Below are 14,812 nucleotides of genomic sequence, written 5' to 3'. Positions count from 1 at the left end.
CTTACCCAGCCACCTGTCGCAGGCGCTTCGCGCCCACACTCGGGACAGATGAGAACCGACTTTCGATGCTGCGAGAGGCGGTCTTTGACCTCAGCGCAGCCAGAACCGCTATCGGGATGCGGGTTGGTCTGGTCCACAGCGCGTGCTACTACTTGAGTTCTTGTATGCTTGTTGGCAATTCGTGTGGTCGATGATGTGAGTGTTACTCTCCGGTGTTGTTCGGCTGTTTTAACGCTTGGAATTGCTATCAGAGAACGGGCTGTTCTCCGGGATTTGAAGTATCTTACCTAACAGTGGATCGGGCTTGCGCTTTGGTGTTAGGTAAGACTTGGCGAAGTAGCCGCAACTAGGGGGCCAACTAGGAACTAGCGGTTGCTGAGGTGGTCTTCATGCCCCAGACCGTACGTCGGGGTCCTACGAGATGAGCCTTCGAGGATGACCTTTATTTCTAACTGTTGGTGGTGATGTAATTACTGAGAGGGTGGGAGAACTCAGAATCCACAGAAATCGTGTTTACTCCGCTCCGTCAGCGAATGCGCTGCCGGGCGAAAATTCGGTGAGTTCTTCGATTTCGGCTTCGAGACGATTTACCTCTTGGCGGAGGACCTCTGCCTCGGGATCGTCGCTCACCGCCAGTCGGTCCTTGAGTCCCTGGAGGCGGGTCTCCTTGCGTTCCTCGTCGACCTCGGCTTTTCGGACGTATTCGCTCTCGGAGACATCATAGACCGCCGATTCAGGTACTGAAACCACATCGAGGGCTTCATCGACCTTCTCGCGCTCGACACCGAGCAGCTGCTCTCGATCGATACCTGTGTCCTCGAACGCATTGAGGACAGTCTCGTCATCCTTGAGCGAGCGGTTCTGACGCGTGGTGCGTTGAACCGAGCCGTACTGGCCATGGGTCGGCCGGTCGTGCTGGACTCGGTCGAGCAACACGTCGGCGATCTCTTTCCGGAGGTCGTTCGCATTGCGTTGGACGTCCGAGAGCAGGGTGTAGAGGTTGATGAGCACCGGCGTGTCGAGCCCATCGAGAACCGTGAGGTCCTCGCGTTCGAGCGTGTCTATCAATAGCAGCATATCCGAATACACCGAGACGTCCGGCGCTGCGCGCTCGACCTCCTGATCGTCGTCGTCCGTGGTTGTGGTCGAGAGATGAGGCGTCTCGTCGAGGACCGCGCTCTCGTCGGGTTCATCGAGTTCGATGATGGTACCAGCCTGTTGGTCCAACACGTACTGGGGATGGAGCGCCAGCACCGCCGCGTAGGGTTCGGCCTTCGGCGGGAGTTGCTCGATCTCGTATCCCTCAGTGGCGTCGGCGGTATGCTGAGCGAGCGCTTCGAACTGATTGCGCTGGAGTGCCTGTGAAGCATCGGTATCGGTGTTCTCGATGATTATCCGCTGCTCTCGGACGTCGGTGATCCTGAATCGTGAGTTCGTGAGCGGTGTGATGAGCGTTGCATCTTCGGGGAGGCCCTCACACCGTTCGAGGAGCGTTCCCCACGTCGCGCCGAACGGAATAGGCATACTCACTCTCTCCACCGGAGAGACGAAAGTTCTCGCCTGTTTAGTCAACCCCCTCGAACTCTGGGCTTCGAAAAACCGCACAGAGTCATGCGCGATCGCCCCGGCCGATTACAGATTGTTCATATCCCAAATCTCCTAACGGAAAAGTTGGAAACAGATATCCAATTTTTCTCTGGTTGTATCACCATCTAGCGATCCTATAGAGCAGTATATTCCGGAATCACTGTTTCGAAGAGATCGTCACAGCACTCCCAGAGGATTTTCGGCGGAGACGCCGCTTCGAATTCGGTACCTTCGCGGTGTGGAGTTTCCATTGAAGCCGTCTGGTACTGGAAATGCGCCGTACCCAGCTCATCGTGATCATCGTCCTGATGCCAGCCACAATGAAAGTCCAGATTGGGGTCAGCGTAGTCGATTCTGAATTCGTCGTGGGGCGGCGTTAGTTTCCAGTGGACTTCGAGCTGGGGCGAGTCAGGTCCAGTCGGTGGAACAACGCGCTGTGGGTCGACCGTAGCAGCGAGGTAGCGTTTCTGAATCGCGTCCGGTTCAAATCGAACGGAGATGACCTCAGCTTGCCGCTCCAGTATATCCCACAAGGTCCGGTAGAGAGCTGGGTTTTCCACTCCCGGATTCATGCGGAGGCAGAGCGCCGTTCCCCAGGAAACCGGTCGTAGAGTTGCAATGCATCTTCGACGAGACGGCGGCGAGTCCGGAGGTGGTCCCACTCACGAGCAGCCTGGCGACGGTCGCCTTCGTCCGCAGCATCGCCGGTCCTCCCAAGGCTCGCACGGAGTTCGTTGGGGGTCTCTGTGTCGTAGTCACGCTTCCACGTTCGAATTTGCTCGTTCATCGCTTCGAGACTCGCAGCAAGTTCATCGGGTGAGTGCTCTTCGTAGAGCTCGCGCATCTCGAGGAGATACTGACCAACAGGATCCGGCTCGTAGGTGGTTTGCTGGCCACGTGTATCCGCAGTCAGTTTACCATCGTCAGCGAGCCGTTTGAGGTACTTTGTCGCCGTCTCGTGGGCAACCTCGGCCTCTGTAGCGATCCAGTTTGCCGTTCGGGGTTCACTGACAGTGAGTGCAACGGCTTCGACACGCTCGGCCCCCGATAGTCCATCAGTCCACCCTCGCGCTGATTTCTCGCTCATGACACCATCTACAGGCCGATAGTAGATATAATTTGTGATGGTTCGTATTATGTCTGAAAGAGCACCCTGCTGAGAGGATTCACCTAAGGTGGATCGGGATAATAGATGGGGTCTCCACTCTCATCCAACGAGCAAGCATTCTTCGCGCTGGGCGTTTCTACGCAGGAATGGTCACGGAAGCAGCTACTGGACGGGTTGACGGCGGAACGAGTCACACTAAGAACACCCAAACCGGTGATCCGAGGTGTTTCAGGACTCCCTACCTGGTATCTGACGATACCCAGGAGGAGTTGAGCGTCAACTACCGCGAGACTTTTTCGCTCGCGTTCATCAGAACGAAGCGTTCCGCAAGGCCGTCGAGAACCTACGCGGGCGGACGCTTGCCTGTTGGTGTAAACCGAAGCCCTGTCATGGCGACGTGATTCTCAAGTATCTTCGCAGAGAGCTAATAATACGTTGACGTGTGTTGATTAAGCTTAAGCCGAATGTAAGAGGGCTATCTGGTAATGCGTAAGAGAGTTGCAGTTTGTGCCGTAGTGGCCGTGCTCATCGTTTCGGCGGTCCTCATCGGGTTTCGGAGGACCCCGCCAACGCCAGCCGGGGCGAACGCGCGGTCGTGAACCTCGCGCTCCGAGCCGGCATCTATCGCCTGATCGCGCAGATTCGCGGGGCCGGTGGGACGCTTCCGCCGTTCATCCTTGACGAGCCGACAACGTTCCTCGACGAAGGCCACGTCGGTCAGCTAGAGCAGATGCTCGACACGATCAAGGAGTGGGACGTGGCACAGGTGTTCGTCGTGAGCCACGACGAGAGCCTCATTCACGGCGCGGATCACGAGTGCCTCGTCACGAACGACGAGGGTGCGGCGAACACAGTTGAAATAAGACTCGCCGGGCAGGATTACGAGGGCGGCGACGGCAGCGGCGGTGAACTCGCGCTCTCGGATGGGGGCCAGTCGTGAGCACAGACGGATTGCAGGTCTCGGAGAGCATTCGTTCGTAGTTGGACCTGTTCATCTTTCTCGTGGCGCTGATCGGCGTGGGCGTCACCCTCGGGCAGTTGGCCGCGCTCCTCGTCGGCCTCATCTGCGCTGGAATCGCGGTCATCACACTCGGTCGAATGGGCCGTCGAGAGCTATGAGCGACGAATCCGACTCGGAACCCGATCCAGCGAAGGGCGAGAACGTCACCGTATTCCCGGCCTCGGAGGGTGATTTCGAGGTGCATCTCACGGGCGAGCCTGTCGAGGACGTACCGGAGTGCCCGAAGTGCGAGGTCGCCGGCGAGCCGCTGCCGGACGCCGAGAGCGCCACCTCGGTCGCCTGCATGGACGATACCTGTGGAATCGGGTCGTACCTGCTCGACGGCACAGTGCTGTACCGAATACCGACCGAGGACGACACGGAAGGCCCGTAGCACGAGGGGTTCCGTTTGCCGGAAAGGATTTGCTGACTGTCAACCTTCGCTCATGCATGAGGTGGAATCCAACAGGAGCAACGTGGGACCGACTCCAGAACGACGACGACGAACCTCGCTGGCTCATCGTCCTCTTTGCGGCGTTCGTCCTGATCTTCGGTTCGGTCCTTGCTTTCTCGGTGGCAACAGGGGGTGCTGCCGGCAACATCGCGGAGCAGTCGCTCTCGCCCGCCCCGGACTACACGCCTCCGAACAACAGCAGCGACTACCCGGTGGTTGAGATGTACCCCGCAAACAAGACTGTCGTCGCCTATGTTCCTGTCGCCAGCGCAACCGAGTGCCACCGACCCTCGCTCGGCACCGTTGAATACGGGATCAACGACCAGGACCAGCGAGCCCTCTACATCGAGATCGGTCAGTCAATCCCGACCAATGCCCCGAATCGGTGCGGGGCGAACAACACCGCTCCCAAGAGCCCCTACCGGGCCGCGATCACAATGGAAGACGAAATGCCACGGAACGTTACCGTGGAGACGTACAGATAGCAACATACGTCAAGACGACGAGGACCGTACTGTCCCGCGACCTCAATAAGTGAGCCAGTTTTCAGAAGAAGACGTCGACGAGCGTGAAAACTGCCGAGAGGAAGAATATCGCCAGCACCAGCAGCGTGAACCACAGACGACCGTTCTTGCGTTCGGGACGTGCTCTACGTCCACTGGCCGATCGACACCAGCAAGCTCCGCCACTGGTGCCCGAGGCGCTCTCGATCGATACCCACAGCGGGAGTGCGTGGATCAGTGCCGTCTCGGTCAAGCTCGCCGAGGCGAAGGTTCGTCACGTCCCACGCCGGCCCTCGGCGACGTCGGTCACCCTCCGAACTTACGTTTCGTATGGCGACGAATCGGGTGTGTATTTCCTCGATCTCGGGATCGACGACGCGATCGCCTCGTGGTTCGGACGCCTCGGCTTCGGGATGCCCTATTTCCACGCCCAGATCGAGGGCGGGTCACTTGACGAGTTTCTCACCGAGCGTATCAACTACTTCTTCGAGGCCGGCCCACAGCTTCGCCAGACCATTGGAATGCTCAATACCGGCGATAGCGCACCGAACGGCGGTGGGTCGGGAATGTTCGCCGGCGCGGCCGAACACGACCCGTGGGAGATCACGTCCGCCGAAGGGACTGTCGATGCGGGAACGCTCTTTCGGGCCGCCGAGGTGCCCCGACCGGGCGGCGAACCCCGATTTAACTACGCACGAGAGCAGTTCATGCGGATGGCCCGAATCCGCGAACTCTCGATGCCGACGCAGGGTTGAGTGGTGGATTCAGATACGAACGGCCAGTACGCTTAAATGGCCGAGAGCTCCATCTCTGTGCGAACGACAATGGTTCTCTCCGAAAGTGGCTTATCACGGGATCAACTGCGAACCCTCGGTAAGATCGTCGGAGGATTCCTGTTTATCACCGGCATTGTGGCCACCCTCGCATGGATAGCGGGTGCCGACGGCCTGTTCCCGCTCTCAGCACTTGTCGCCGTCATCGGGGCGATAATATATCCACAAGAGGGCGGATTCACGGTTCACAGCAAAAGCAACGATTGAACCATGAGCCGTCTTGGTGATGTTACCCGTCGGCGACTGTGGCTGATCACGGGCGCAATGGTGCTCGCCGCGCTGGCGACCGGCATCGGTCTGCTACAGGGCTACGATAGCATCTGGTCAGTCGGTGCGTTTCTCGCGTTTCTCCTCGTCGCGGCAATGAGTGGCTACGAACTCTCCCGCTGACCAGCCGGTTATCTATGGCGTGGGCTACAATTCCTCGGGAACGATGGATGGACAAACTCGCTCACTTGCTCAGTGATCTCTTCGGCGTGGTCGAGTCTCTCCTGCTGGGTAGGTGCTTCACTCTTGGATTGCTCTCTTGGAGACGAGCGCTCGGGTGGCTGGCGGGGAACAGGAACGTCGGCCCTATCCGCCTGAATGAGGATGCTCCTCGCGGCTGTTTCGATTGTCTCTCTGAGCTCGGGTACGAAACGACGGTGCCACGTTCGCCACAGGGTCGATTGATCGGGCACACTCTCGAAGCCGAGGTGCTTTCGAACCGACGAATATCGGTCAAGATACTCAGCGAGTGCGCTCTCATGCTCACAGCCGTGGAGTGCTTTCAGCAGAAAAGCCCGGACTAACTGTTCCATTCCGTATCGAGTCGGTCCCGCGTAGCGGTCGTGAGCGTCGAACTCGACGTACGCCAGCGGGAGACAGCACACGAAATCCTCGACCGACTCGTGAGCATCGTGCTCGAACCAGACTCTTGCGACGGTTCGGACATCTTCTTCGAGCCCACCGAGCGAACTCCGATCGTATAGTGGAGTTGCATTATACGCAGGCCAATCTCGATATGACGTCGTAGCGATCTCCCGAAACACTTCATATTGGGATGGTTGGGCTGTGCCATTCTCTTCTTGCTCCCCCATTGAGAAAAGTCGCTCTTGACCGACAGTTAGTCCTCTGTTCGCATGCGGTTTATTTGTATCCTGCCAGCGTCGTACCCCTCTCCCTGTGGTCCACAAGCGCAGTCGCAGCGCCGACAGCGAGCACCTCTGTTCAGCGAAAGTATTTTTCAGAAGCTAACACAAGTCACCGTTTATGAGCCATCTCGACGACTGGTACGGAGAGATCACTGTAGTGGCGCTCCTGCTCGCGTTCGGAGCCGGAATAGTAGCGCTCTACGTCCTCGGTAATTTCTTTGTTACTCTCACAGCAACGGCTCCGATAGTGGCAGGGATGGTCATGTTCGGCATCGTTTTCGTCGCTGCGATGGCGGCGGCAGACTTCTACTCCGATACGACCGACAGTGAGGAAGAAGCCTCACACGAGCGTGAACCGCTTGCCGTGCTGAAGGAGCGATACGCTCGCGGCGAACTCTCGGAAGAAGAGTTTGAACACAAAGTGACGATGTTATTGGATGTTGATGAAATAGCTAGTGAGAAATATGAATCCGAACTTGTGACCGACCGGAACTAGGCTATCGAGACTATTCTGACCGACTAACCTGTCTGTGTCGTATTCGAGAAAGCCGACACCGTAACCTTGTCAATGGTCACTCCCCTATTTGCAGGGAGAACGCTCCGACATGACCGGCGCGATAACACGCCGGTATCGATCTGTACTGGCTTCAGTCGGTCTCGACGCCTATGATCGTCCGATGTTCGACGGTTACGTTCGCCGTCGAAAGTACCGCCGCGAGGTCTTCGGTCATGTCTGGGTAATCGGCAGCGCGTTCGAGGTTACGAAGCATCTGGGTGAATAATTCACAGGCACCGTCGATACCGCCGTTCTTGGTGCCAACACCGAAGTACTCGGCAGTTTCATCATAGAGATCGGTGCGCCAGTCGTACTCGCCGTCGATGCGATTCCGCATATCTCATTTGCACACGGGGGGCCGAAAAGCGTCTCTGAGTTGGTGACTCGCTCGGAACAACATATAAACAACGTCGGTGCCGGGTCGTTCGTGGCCCGATTCAGCGTGAGCTGCTGGATTCAAGCGAGAAATCTTGCACACGATTTCGTCGCTTCTGTGTGCAAAATGAGGATCGGGGTTCTCGGTTCGCGCACCCCCGTGAATCAGGTTACACCTATTGGGTAATCGCTTCCATCAACTCATCAGGTCGATCTGTCCCGATCAGTACTGGTTTGCCAGACTTTCGATAGAGTTTCACTCCTTTTCCAGTATTGAGTGTATAGGCCTTTGATCGCAGGCTTTCCCATACGCTATCTTTTTTGTCACCAAATAGTCCGACATCTCTGATCTCGCACCGTTCGATATCGGAGAACGGTATCTGTTGGAATGAGTTCCTGAGGGACCGGCTACGGACATAAACGCCATCATCACGCACTTCTGTAGTGTTCTGTTGAAGGAACAACACCATCATGACGGTCAGCGGGATCACTACAGTTGGTGCTGCCAACACTGCTGTAAGACCTGTAACAAGCAGGGCTGCTGCCCACACTGACCATGTACGAACGCGTTGAACCTCTCGGAAGGTGATGACCTCATCTTCCCCGTCTAGGGCGACCTCTTCTGCCATACACTGTGGCCAAACGGACACCTATTAAGTATTATTGGAGGGATTGGTTTCGTCGTATTCTCTGCCCCTGTCGGCAGTCAAGTGTCTATCTACAGGGGTCTGCGAATTTGAGAATCAACAAAATCAGTATTCAGCGAGATACCACAGGTTGCTCTATGTATTGAGGGTGCCAGTCTCGACTTCCGTCATTTTTGGAAGATGAGACTACAGAAGGTATAGAGAGCCTACAGTGTACGATTTTGAAAGAATAGTCGATTCCACTCACTGCCACATCAGCCCTGACCACCCGATTCGTGTCACCAAACTAATTAGAGGCTCGCCTGAGCGATGCGCAGGATAGAGCTGGCGCTCAAGCCCGTGGCTTCCGGCTTGACGTCAAAACCCATGTGTTCTAGCTCAAGCTGTCGGACCAGCTTGGTAGTTAATGCTGGGATCTGAGTTTAGTGACTTCTGTTCTGAGCCCGATTGGTGAGTGGCTAATACATGAGTTTCGTTCCAACGTATCACGAGCGGCAAAGTGCACGTGGTCAGGTGGCTATGACTTCTTGAACAAGCCGTGCCTCCGCTTTTCTGAGATGATTTGAAGCGGTACTCGATGCACAGTCGAGCTCTGCGGCCACGTCTGCGACACTCCCTGTTCGCGGAACCTCGTAGTATCCAACCCGGCGCGCCACAGCGAGCGCCTCGCGCTGACGTGCGGTAAGGTCGATGGTGAACGTTTCGGGGTGGGCGTCGTACTCACCGATTTTGCGGACCTCTGCAGTAATCCCCTCCGGCAGCTTATCGAGAACACCTTCGAGAACAGCAGGTTCGCCGACCACATCGAAGGTCACGATTCCGTGTGGTCGGTAAGCAAGCGGCGGAACGACCATCAGCGTTGGCTGTTGGAACGTCATGTGGAATTGTCGAGATTGCTCGGTTTCCCGCCCACGGACGAACGCATAGAATCCCCCGTCGTGAACAGGAGTGAGGTCGTAACCTTTCATTGTTTTGACCCCAGCAAGCGCTCGTTCGTATGGTTCGAGTTTACCAACAACATAGAACAGCGTATAGGCAATTCCATCCTCGGCGTTGACGTTCCACGTAATGAGCCATTCGCGCTCAACTGCATTGCTTTCGGTCATAAACCGGTGCATCGGACGCTGAAACTGCGGTGCGTACCGAATTACGAGTCGGAGATACTTCACAGTTGGATCGTACAAACCCTTTGTATAAAGACGCTAGTGAGTACGACAACTCGGCTATTCGCCTCCGAACCCAAGTGACAGATGTTCATGAATAGCGTCCAATGGAATGCTAAAGTCGGTAACTAAAGACTGATGACTGACATGCAAACCCACCCAGACACCGACGCATCGCTAATTGCTGAGCGGAACGTTGAATCCACTTATCGCACCATCAATGGTGTTCAGTTACATGTTGTAACTGCGGGCAAACCTGATGCACCACTAGTTGTCTTGTTGCATGGACATCCTGATTTCTGGTACGGATGGCGCGCTCAGATTATTCCGCTCGTTGAAGCCGGATTTCGTGTCGTTGTGCCGGACCAGCGGGGCTGTAATCTGAGCGAAGCTCCCGACGGTATCGACTCTTATCGGATGTCGAAGCTATCTGCTGACGTATGCGAATTGGTCCACAGTGAGGGACAGGAATCAGCACACATTGTTGGACATGACTTCGGCGCATTCGTCGCCTGGAACGTTGCACTCCGTCAGCCATCCATCGTTGATCGACTTGGGATCTTAAATGTTCCACATCCAACAGTATATCGGGATACCTTACGATCCGATCTCCGACAAATCGTCCGGAGTTGGTACGTTTGGTTCTATCAGGTGCCGAAGCTTCCCGAATGGACACTGGGTCGGAACGATATGGAGAACATGGTTGCCTCTCTTGAGTTGACTTCAAATCCCGAAACTTTTGATGAAGAAACGGTCAATCTCTATCGGGAAGCCTGGCGGCACACCGGCATTAGTCCAAGAATTAACTGGTATCGTGGGTTTCGTCGCTCAGACAGGCCGCCACATGATATTGTTACTCAACCGACCATCGTCTGCTGGGGACAAGATGACGTAGCACTCGTCTCCTCAATGGCAGAGAGTAGCATTGATTACTGTGAGAACGGTCAGTTACGGATGTTCCCTGATGCTTCGCATTGGGTACACCATGATGAACGTGAGGAAGTAACTGAGGCGTTGCTTCATCACCTTTCATAGACAGTGCAACCAACTATCGTATTCTTGTCAAAACAGATCTCATTAGGAAACATCTATCATGGTCCATTAAAAACCCACTCTTAGATGGTCGGGGAGAGTCTTAGCTCTCTACACTCACATTGAACTTGCTTTGCCATCGATATCGTCGGCCTCCCCAAACGAAGGTATCTCGCCAGAGGCCATATAGAAACAGCGGGACTTGGAGGAGGGCCGCAGGATACGCAAGTAAGAACGTCCACCGCCTTACACCGAGATAGGCATAGATGCCCGCATAAATCCCGGTCAAGCAAACCGCAGCCAACAGTGGACTTGCTACGCAGAAAACCGCCACCAGTGTTGAGACGACGAGAAGACTGAGCATGTTTTGTCGGTCATGGTGCCAGACTAATTGTGTGAATCTCGTGTGACGCTCAAGCGACGCTCGGATCGTTCCTCCGATCTCTACCTGCCGTACTCTCCGAACCACAGTGAAGTCGACGTGTTCCGAAAGCAGTCCATCATCACTGACAGTCTGCCGCAATTCTTCGATGAAGTGTTCTATATCGACATCCGAGCGATCAAACATCAGTGCACCTGCCCACGATTGCCCTTCTAAAAGTGGAATAAGAGAACCGCCCGCTGCATAAACTGGTTCGAGGAGAATCGAAAGAGCATCTTGGCCAACGAAGAAAGCTACCTCCGAAACAGGTCCATGAGTGTTGTAATCCGCATGTAGCTCATCTAACCATCTCGGTGGATGAACGAAATCGTCGTCTGTCCAGACAATTCGGTCGTTGGAAGCCGCTTCCATTCCCGCTGCAATAGCGTTCGCTTTGCCAGAACACCCAACTGGGGCACCGGCCATAACGAGATCTGCTGAAGAAGGAATATTTTGATTCGCTATTGGATCATCGGCTGTGTCACAAACAATAAGCAATTCATCTATTTCTCTTAGCTGATTTAGTATTTCTCTACATGCAGACTGCCACTCAACAGTGGGCATAATCACACTTACCGGAGGATTGGCCTTGGTCATGATAGTGTAGGCTTGATTGACGATTTTTTGATCTCCAAGCAACATATATCCACAAGTTTTCTTTCTGCCTGGGATTCTTCATTAGCAAATAGCGAAGGCTAGTGTACAATGAATGATTACTATTCAGATTTCATATCTGTCAGCAGACTAGATTTTATCTATAGGGGTAGTTAGTAGTCCATCGCCTATCCTGATGGACCGCTGGCCCCGAAGAGACCATAGAGGTGACTTCGGCCCGATTTGGTCGCAGTGCGGGAGCGAGTACCGGAACGTATCAAGATCAGTTTGCTTCGCTCATCTGCCGTAACCCTCATGGGTGGTTTTCGTGAAATGGAAATATGACGGATTCGAGAATCACCCTCTCTGATGGACGAACACTCGCTTATGCTGAGTACGGTGTTTCTGATGGCGTTCCTATTGTTTTCCATCACGGAACTCCGGGGTCACGATTACTCGCCATTCTACTTGATGCAGCCGCCCGCAAAGCAGACGTCCGTGTAATTGCACCAGATCGACCCGGATTCGGATTGTCAGACTCTGATCCGGGACGGACCATTGAGGATTGGCCTACAGATGTTTCGGCATTGATGGATTCACTCTCGATTAATCGGTTTGGGACTGTTGGCTTCTCCGGCGGTGGGCCATTCGCGCTTGCTTGCGCCGCTAACTGCTCACGCGCTGCGAGTATAGGTCTGATAAGTGCGCTCGTTCCGGGTGCTGATGGGGGTATGTTAGGAACGCTCGCGCGTCGGACCCCAGTTGTGCTTCGAGCCGGGCTTCGGATATCAGCTCGTTTCGCACAACTAAGACCGGGGATAGTCGTTCAGCAGTATACCAGCCGTGAGGTGTCTTCAGAGGTAGCTGAAGTCGCCGCACAGGACTTCCAAGAAGCATTTCGACAAGGTGCTCATGCAACCGTCCACGAAAGTCGATTATTCGCGGAATCATCCTCAGTACTGTTACCAGAGATACCTGCAATTATCCGCCACGGCGCTCAGGATGGAAACGCGCCGATTGCACCAGTCCGTGCTTTGGCTGACCGAGAGAGTGCCGATTTTCAGTTGCTTCCCGAAGATCACTTCGGGACGTTCCTCGACGCACACTCTGATGTATTGGACTCTGTAGCATCGGTGCTCTGAACCACATCTCAAAAGGGAGTGCTCCAGCGTGATCGGCACGGGACACACTGTCTCTCGAGCGCGACTCACGCCCGATTTAGAACAGTCCGAGAACGGTCAGCGCGGAGAACGTGACCGTGACGACCTGAATCACGACCTGTCCGTGGCGGACTGCGACGCCAACCGTGTATGCACTGACAGCACCGCCGATTGCGATACCGACGATGACGACGGCAACAACGGCACGGAACACGATGGAATGGTCGAGGTTCCGTTGGCGACGCATCCGCTCGGCTCGCGCGACCTGTACGCTGTGTCGGAGCTGAGTGCGAATCTTCATTAATTAGCGGAATGGCTGTTTCTCTCAGTTCGTTGATGGTGGGTAATATCATTTGAGGATCGGCTTTCTACTGAGGAATTGGATAATGGCATCGAACACTCGGTAGCTTCTAGCATTATAAGTAATCAGACGGCGCCCGCGAAGTCATCCTCCGAACTTCTGCACGAGTTACTCTATGCATTGAATCGCTAGTCTCAACTTCCGTCGGCCGCTGGGAAGCAGAGGTTCGGAAGATGGCTTGCTACAAACCACTCATGTGCTTACAGATTGCGGATAAGTCGGGACTACAAATCATTCCATGATTCCTGGATGGTCGCCCAAGGGTTCTCAACCAATTTTGTGAGTGTCCCTCGCATCGCTCTTTTCGGGTCGTTACTCAGAGCGGCGAGAAATGGGAGAACACTGTATTTCAGCGCTTGTGCTCCCTTGATAAGTATCCAGCCTATCGCACTGATGAGTAGGATAAGAACAGCTGCTGAGAGCAACGGGCGTAGTATAGGCTGGACCAGCCCAGTACTTTCCGTGGGATAGAGCAGATTTCCTACAATTACCAAGATGGACGCACCAATGCCGAGTCTCATCAGACTGTTTGAGCGCTTGTCCCAACGACCTGGTTCAAAACGCTCTGTGAGCTCATTTTCTGCTTGGCGACGTATCTCACCTCTTGTTCGCAGATCGATTCGTCCGAGTGTTCTTGTGTCGCTTGTCGAATTGCTATAACTCTCGACGTTCGCACGCACTTCCTTGATTAGCTCTTCTCGCTCAATATTGGATTGCTCCCGGAGGCGTTCGACAAGGATAGTAGTGTCCGCAAGAGCCGCTCGCAGCTCATCGTCGGGAACATCTTCGAACATCAAGGCGAGCTGGTGATCCGGGTAGTCAGCAAGGAGTTGAAAATCAAGAAAACCTGATTTGATCCGCTCGCGAATCCGTTGCTTGTCTCGATGTTTCTTGGCTTCGTCGAGTTCCGCGAAGTCGTTTTGAATCCGGTTTCGCTGTGTTTTCGTGAGCAGCGATGCGGACTTGCCAGCCATGTCCCGTCTATCAGTGACTCAGGGGTTATATCTGCTGGTTGCTAGGGATTTAGAGATACCTCTGTATCGGAATATCACGCCGCTGTGAGTCCTCTCCAATGAATATCCTGCTGAATATCCAGCGGACGGATCATGCCGAAAACAACGGTGTAGGGCCGTACATTGACGATATTCGATACAAACAATCACCTCGGTTTAATGTGGGGTGGAGAATAGCCAGTGCCGAATGCAAGCAGCCTCAACGATTGACCCGAAAGAGCACTTTTGCGGTGGGAGAGAGCAGCGATGACAGTGCTCGGACGTCATCTCCTTCAGTTCTATGCGAACCATGGAGGGACACCGTTGCTGAACGAAGTGATGGTGTTCGTAGCAGAGAATCTGGTGTATCTGATCCCGATTGCGCTTCTCTATCTCTGGTTCACCTCTGGAGAGGAGCAACCGGACTCCAGTTTCAGAATGGCGCTCGTTCCGGCATGGTTCACTGCTGAGGATGGAAAGTCAAAATCTGTCTTCATCTTCTTCACGATCGTCGTGAGCCTTATCATTTCATATGGTATGGGCCAACTCTATGCCCATCCTGCGCCGTACGTGATAAGTCAACAGACGCTCCTTGGGGGTGTACCGGAGAACTCGTTCCCGAGCCAGCATACAACAGTCATGTTCGCGTTCGCGTGGCCATTGTTCTATTTGCAGGGACGATGGCGTGATGGGCTCATTGCGGTGGTACTCGCCTCGTTAGTAGGAGTCAGTCGAGTGTACGTCGGTGTTCACTATCCCATCGATATTGTCGGCGCTGTTGGAGCCTCACTACTCGGGTTCGTCCTTGTATACGTCGCCAGAGGTCCTGTCATGACCTTTGCCGATCAGTGTGTTCGCATCGAGGAATACGTATCTGGGGTAGTGACGTAACC

The 14,812-nt window shown here is 54.7% G+C and carries 21 protein-coding genes and 1 pseudogene; 12 read left to right on the top strand and 10 right to left on the bottom strand.

Going from position 1 to position 14,812, the window contains the following annotated elements:
- Window positions 1–513 precede the first annotated feature (513 nt).
- The 3 genes from D3261_RS02255 to D3261_RS02245 form a co-directional block, all read right to left on the bottom strand.
- Window positions 514–1,524 carry a hypothetical protein gene (locus D3261_RS02255; protein ID WP_120068381.1) on the bottom strand — a complete coding sequence of 337 codons (1,011 nt, stop codon included), beginning with the start codon at window positions 1,522–1,524 and terminating at the stop codon, window positions 514–516.
- 197 nt (window positions 1,525–1,721) lie between these two features.
- Window positions 1,722–2,159 (bottom strand): hypothetical protein, encoded by a 438-nt coding sequence (locus tag D3261_RS02250; protein WP_120068378.1) that lies wholly within the window; start codon window positions 2,157–2,159, stop codon window positions 1,722–1,724.
- The gene (locus tag D3261_RS02245; protein ID WP_120068375.1) at window positions 2,156–2,674 is read right to left on the bottom strand and encodes a hypothetical protein; all 519 of its coding nucleotides are present in this window, start codon (window positions 2,672–2,674) and stop codon (window positions 2,156–2,158) included. Before D3261_RS02245 ends, D3261_RS02250 begins: the two co-directional genes overlap by 4 nt.
- Before the next feature lie 370 nt (window positions 2,675–3,044).
- Between D3261_RS02245 and D3261_RS20570 the strand changes: the two are divergent.
- The 8 genes and pseudogenes from D3261_RS20570 to D3261_RS02205 all read left to right on the top strand — a co-directional run.
- Window positions 3,045–3,134: pseudogene (locus D3261_RS20570) on the top strand (DUF4326 domain-containing protein); the annotation flags it as partial.
- A 66-nt stretch (window positions 3,135–3,200) separates the two neighbouring features.
- Complete coding sequence (locus tag D3261_RS02235) at window positions 3,201–3,635, top strand: hypothetical protein (protein WP_233553827.1); 435 nt, start codon at window positions 3,201–3,203, stop codon at window positions 3,633–3,635.
- Window positions 3,636–3,676: 41 nt separating this feature from the next.
- Window positions 3,677–3,814, top strand: a complete 138-nt coding sequence (locus D3261_RS02230; RefSeq protein WP_233553826.1) for a hypothetical protein — start codon at window positions 3,677–3,679, stop codon at window positions 3,812–3,814.
- Window positions 3,811–4,089 carry a hypothetical protein gene (locus tag D3261_RS02225; RefSeq protein ID WP_120068372.1) on the top strand — a complete coding sequence of 93 codons (279 nt, stop codon included), beginning with the start codon at window positions 3,811–3,813 and terminating at the stop codon, window positions 4,087–4,089. The genes D3261_RS02230 and D3261_RS02225 overlap by 4 nt, the downstream gene beginning before the upstream one ends.
- Before the next feature lie 56 nt (window positions 4,090–4,145).
- Window positions 4,146–4,634 carry a hypothetical protein gene (locus D3261_RS02220; RefSeq protein WP_120068370.1) on the top strand — a complete coding sequence of 163 codons (489 nt, stop codon included), beginning with the start codon at window positions 4,146–4,148 and terminating at the stop codon, window positions 4,632–4,634.
- 206 nt (window positions 4,635–4,840) lie between these two features.
- Window positions 4,841–5,407, top strand: coding sequence for a DUF2071 domain-containing protein (locus D3261_RS02215; protein WP_233553825.1), 567 nt, complete (start codon window positions 4,841–4,843; stop codon window positions 5,405–5,407).
- Between the two features lie 69 nt (window positions 5,408–5,476).
- A complete protein-coding gene (locus D3261_RS02210) occupies window positions 5,477–5,692 on the top strand; it encodes a hypothetical protein (RefSeq protein WP_147464874.1) in 216 nt (71 codons plus the stop codon).
- Between the two features lie 3 nt (window positions 5,693–5,695).
- Window positions 5,696–5,875 (top strand): hypothetical protein, encoded by a 180-nt coding sequence (locus tag D3261_RS02205; RefSeq protein ID WP_120068364.1) that lies wholly within the window; start codon window positions 5,696–5,698, stop codon window positions 5,873–5,875.
- An 8-nt stretch (window positions 5,876–5,883) separates the two neighbouring features.
- Here D3261_RS02205 and D3261_RS20245 read toward each other — a convergent pair whose 3' ends face one another.
- Complete coding sequence (locus D3261_RS20245) at window positions 5,884–6,285, bottom strand: transposase (RefSeq protein WP_233553852.1); 402 nt, start codon at window positions 6,283–6,285, stop codon at window positions 5,884–5,886.
- A 451-nt stretch (window positions 6,286–6,736) separates the two neighbouring features.
- Between D3261_RS20245 and D3261_RS02195 the strand changes: the two genes are divergently transcribed.
- Window positions 6,737–7,114 (top strand): SHOCT domain-containing protein, encoded by a 378-nt coding sequence (locus D3261_RS02195; RefSeq protein ID WP_120068359.1) that lies wholly within the window; start codon window positions 6,737–6,739, stop codon window positions 7,112–7,114.
- A 151-nt stretch (window positions 7,115–7,265) separates the two neighbouring features.
- Here D3261_RS02195 and D3261_RS02190 read toward each other — a convergent pair whose 3' ends face one another.
- From D3261_RS02190 to D3261_RS02185, 3 genes are all read right to left on the bottom strand, one after another.
- On the bottom strand, window positions 7,266–7,511 hold the full coding sequence (locus D3261_RS02190) for a hypothetical protein (RefSeq protein ID WP_120068356.1): 246 nt from the start codon (window positions 7,509–7,511) through the stop codon (window positions 7,266–7,268).
- A 214-nt stretch (window positions 7,512–7,725) separates the two neighbouring features.
- Window positions 7,726–8,178: a DUF6141 family protein gene (locus tag D3261_RS19525; protein WP_147464873.1), complete on the bottom strand. Its 453-nt coding sequence runs from the start codon at window positions 8,176–8,178 to the stop codon at window positions 7,726–7,728.
- Window positions 8,179–8,705: 527 nt separating this feature from the next.
- Entirely contained in the window at window positions 8,706–9,302 is a 597-nt protein-coding gene (locus D3261_RS02185; RefSeq protein WP_120068761.1) for a helix-turn-helix domain-containing protein, read from the bottom strand.
- A 195-nt stretch (window positions 9,303–9,497) separates the two neighbouring features.
- Here D3261_RS02185 and D3261_RS02180 point away from each other — a divergent pair, with 195 nt between their 5' ends.
- Window positions 9,498–10,394, top strand: a complete 897-nt coding sequence (locus D3261_RS02180; protein WP_120068353.1) for an alpha/beta fold hydrolase — start codon at window positions 9,498–9,500, stop codon at window positions 10,392–10,394.
- A gap of 100 nt (window positions 10,395–10,494) precedes the next feature.
- Here D3261_RS02180 and D3261_RS02175 read toward each other — a convergent pair whose 3' ends face one another.
- On the bottom strand, window positions 10,495–11,409 hold the full coding sequence (locus D3261_RS02175) for a glycosyltransferase family 2 protein (protein ID WP_120068759.1): 915 nt from the start codon (window positions 11,407–11,409) through the stop codon (window positions 10,495–10,497).
- 338 nt (window positions 11,410–11,747) lie between these two features.
- Between D3261_RS02175 and D3261_RS20995 the strand changes: the two genes are divergently transcribed.
- Complete coding sequence (locus tag D3261_RS20995; RefSeq protein ID WP_120068351.1) at window positions 11,748–12,548, top strand: alpha/beta hydrolase; 801 nt, start codon at window positions 11,748–11,750, stop codon at window positions 12,546–12,548.
- A 76-nt stretch (window positions 12,549–12,624) separates the two neighbouring features.
- Here the strand turns inward: D3261_RS20995 and D3261_RS02165 are convergent, their stop codons facing one another.
- Window positions 12,625–12,867 carry a hypothetical protein gene (locus tag D3261_RS02165; RefSeq protein WP_120068348.1) on the bottom strand — a complete coding sequence of 81 codons (243 nt, stop codon included), beginning with the start codon at window positions 12,865–12,867 and terminating at the stop codon, window positions 12,625–12,627.
- 284 nt (window positions 12,868–13,151) lie between these two features.
- Window positions 13,152–13,901 (bottom strand): hypothetical protein, encoded by a 750-nt coding sequence (locus D3261_RS02160; protein ID WP_120068345.1) that lies wholly within the window; start codon window positions 13,899–13,901, stop codon window positions 13,152–13,154.
- Between the two features lie 291 nt (window positions 13,902–14,192).
- Between D3261_RS02160 and D3261_RS02155 the strand changes: the two genes are divergently transcribed.
- A complete protein-coding gene (locus tag D3261_RS02155) occupies window positions 14,193–14,810 on the top strand; it encodes an undecaprenyl-diphosphatase (protein ID WP_233553823.1) in 618 nt (205 codons plus the stop codon).
- Window positions 14,811–14,812 lie beyond the last annotated feature (2 nt).

Origin of the sequence: Halococcus sp. IIIV-5B (genome assembly GCF_003602035.1) — an archaeon.
Classification (GTDB): domain Archaea; phylum Halobacteriota; class Halobacteria; order Halobacteriales; family Halococcaceae; genus Halococcus; species Halococcus salsus.
This window is presented reverse-complemented; position numbering and strand designations above follow the sequence as displayed.